This is a genomic window from Methylobacterium sp. CCH5-D2 (assembly GCF_001556475.1).
Classification (GTDB): Bacteria; Pseudomonadota; Alphaproteobacteria; order Rhizobiales; family Beijerinckiaceae; genus Methylobacterium; species Methylobacterium hispanicum.
The window spans coordinates 1-2,441 of sequence record NZ_LSIX01000483.1; the positions used below are offsets into that span (position 1 = coordinate 1).

3 protein-coding genes are annotated in these 2,441 nt (G+C 72.9%); all 3 read right to left on the reverse strand.

Annotation, left to right across the window (positions count from 1 at the left end):
• Window positions 1–58 precede the first annotated feature (58 nt).
• Window positions 59–421 carry a phage tail tube protein gene (locus AX737_RS12290; RefSeq protein ID WP_066921701.1) on the reverse strand — a complete coding sequence of 121 codons (363 nt, stop codon included), beginning with the start codon at window positions 419–421 and terminating at the stop codon, window positions 59–61.
• Between the two features lie 110 nt (window positions 422–531).
• Window positions 532–2,073, reverse strand: a complete 1,542-nt coding sequence (locus tag AX737_RS12295) for a phage tail sheath subtilisin-like domain-containing protein (protein WP_066921702.1) — start codon at window positions 2,071–2,073, stop codon at window positions 532–534.
• A 95-nt stretch (window positions 2,074–2,168) separates the two neighbouring features.
• On the reverse strand, window positions 2,169–2,441 hold a 273-nt coding region (locus AX737_RS34335), incomplete at its 5' end, for a hypothetical protein (protein ID WP_197430553.1).

The window sequence follows — 2,441 nt, forward strand, 5'->3', positions numbered from 1 at the left end:
GGGCAGGGGACGGTCAGGGTCGAGCGCGGCGCGGGTTCCGCCCCCGCGCCGGACCGGATCAGACCTGCTGATACTTGTCGGACTTGATCGACAGGCCCGACACCTCGCCGGTCTCCGTGTCGAGCGAGGGCGTGCCGACCCAGCTCGCGTCCGTGAACAGGTGCGTGACCTTGGCGTCGGTCTCCACGAAGGTGAGGTTGATGTCGGAGAGGATCAGGGCCTCGTCCCACTTGAGGCCGACGCCGCGGTCGAAGGTCAGATCGCAGGAGGCGAGCTTCGGCTTGACCGTGCGGAAGGCCGAGCCGTCCTGATTGGCCTCGGCCGCGACCTCGACGCGCGCGGTCTCGATCGTGGCCTTGCCGCGCCCCTTGTAGGTGCGGCCGTTGATCTCGGCCGTGAAGCGGCCGCCCGTGGTCTGCATCGGAGACTCCTGGGGTTACGTGCGGCGCGAGGGCGCGCGCGTGGGGCGGGGCCGGCCGCGCGGGGACTCGCGCGGCCGGGGCTGTCGGGGTGCGGGGTGCGAGTCGGGGCTTAGAGCAGCGAGCCGTTGGCCGCCGTCAGCTCCTGAAAGAGCGTGATGTTGGCCGCGAAGACGCGAAGCTGGTTGGCCTGATCGGCCGGCAGGTAGACGTTGACCCGGTTCGGGTCGGCCGAGCGCTCGACGATCAGGAACTGCGCGAACAGGTCCGGCTTCTCGACGACGCAGGCCACCTCGGAGAGTTGAGTGTAGGCGTGGATCAGCGTCGCGCGGATCTGCGCCACGGTCGCCACGCCCTGCTGGCCGCGCGGGTTGTCGTCGCGCAGCACGTGGCGCGGATAGGTCGAGGTGACTACCGTCTTCAGGTAGCGCTTGAGGTAGGCCGCGATCGCGATGGCCTCGATGTCGAGGAAGGCGATGTCGGGCTGGCCGTAGGCGTTGAACTGGTAGGTCGTGACCACCCGGTCGATCGCCACCGAGCCGTCGGCGTTGACGGTGAGGCCGGAGATGCCGTTGTGGTAGAGGCTGTCGCGGTCGGCGAGCGCCCAGCGGTCGGAGAGCGCCTTCGGGGGGCGCAGGCCCTGGATCACCAGCGTCTGCAGCGGCCGGGCGATCTCGACGGCCTCGGTGAGCGCGCGGCCGAGGTTCTTCGAGAAGGCCACGATGCCCGCCAAGCCCGCCGCGATCGACCAGACCGGGTGGGGGTAATTCAGCACGCCGAGGATCGAGGCGTGCCGATCGTTGCGCGCCGCACCCAGGGTGGTCTGGGCCGAGAGGTTGCCGTTGTTGGCCGTGATGTAGTGCCCGTCGAGGCCGACCGTCGGCGACCAGCGCCCGGTGCCGCTGTCCGAGAGGAAGTCGCGCGCCGCGTTGAGCTGCGCCGTGCTGGCGTAGGGCGAGGCGATCCAGTCGAACTGCGTCGAGCCGAGCGCGGCCAGCGCCGCCGCCAGATCGACCACACCGGCGCCGCTCGCCATGGGGGTCACCACGACGGTGAGGCCCGGCACCTCGATCTCGTCGCCGTCGAGGCCAGCCTCGATCCGGATGCCGTTGCCCTCGACGCCCGCGTGGCGCGCGGTGAGCGTCACGGTGCCGGAGGCGGCCGCCGCGGTGACCGGGGCGCCCATGCGGCGGTTGAACCGGGTGTAGCCGCGGCCCACCGCGGCGGCGAAGGCGCTAGCGACGACGGCCGCGGTATCGCCGATCGCGACGCCGACGCTGTAGCGCTCGCCCGCGATGTAGCGGGTCAGCGTGCCGGCGGCGGTGGCCGTGCCGTCGATGGCGAGCGTGCCCGTGGCGGCCGCGGCACCCGCCGGGTCGCCCACGTCCATCACCCAGATCTCGCCGGTCGGGTTGTGCCAGCGGGCGAAGGCGATCATGTCGGCGAGCATCGAGCCGACGCCGCAGAGCGCGTTCGGGTCGGCCGAGCCCAGATTGCGCGGGGTGAGCGCCGGCAGGGCGGTGGCGCCCGCTAGCTTGCGGCCCATCAGGATCAGGCGCGACAGGCCCGAGTAGGGCGGCGGGCCCGCGTTCACCTCGGCGTAGAACAGCGGCACCCGGATATCGCCGGGCATGTTGGTGAAGGCGACGGCCATCGCGGGCAGCTCCCAAGAAAAAGGCCGCCTCGATGGGCGGCCGGCCAAGCGTCAGGGGGATGGGTGGAGACACGGCCGCGGCGGCGACCGCGGGATCAGGCGGCGGGCTTGGCGCCCTTGCGCTGGGACGGCGCGGCCTCCGCGGGTGCGGCGACCTCGGAGCCCGCCTCGGTCACGGAGCCCGCCTCGGGCGCGGGCCCCGCCTCGGGATCGTCCGCCGGCAGCTCCGACACGGTGATCTCGCCGCGGGCGGCGAGCCCCGCCCAGTACGGGCCCCAGGTGACAGCCAGGCCCTCGGGGGGCAGCGGCCGGCCGCGGGAGGGGTCGGGGATGGTCGCGGCGGGGTCCGCCGGGGTGACGTGCTTGCG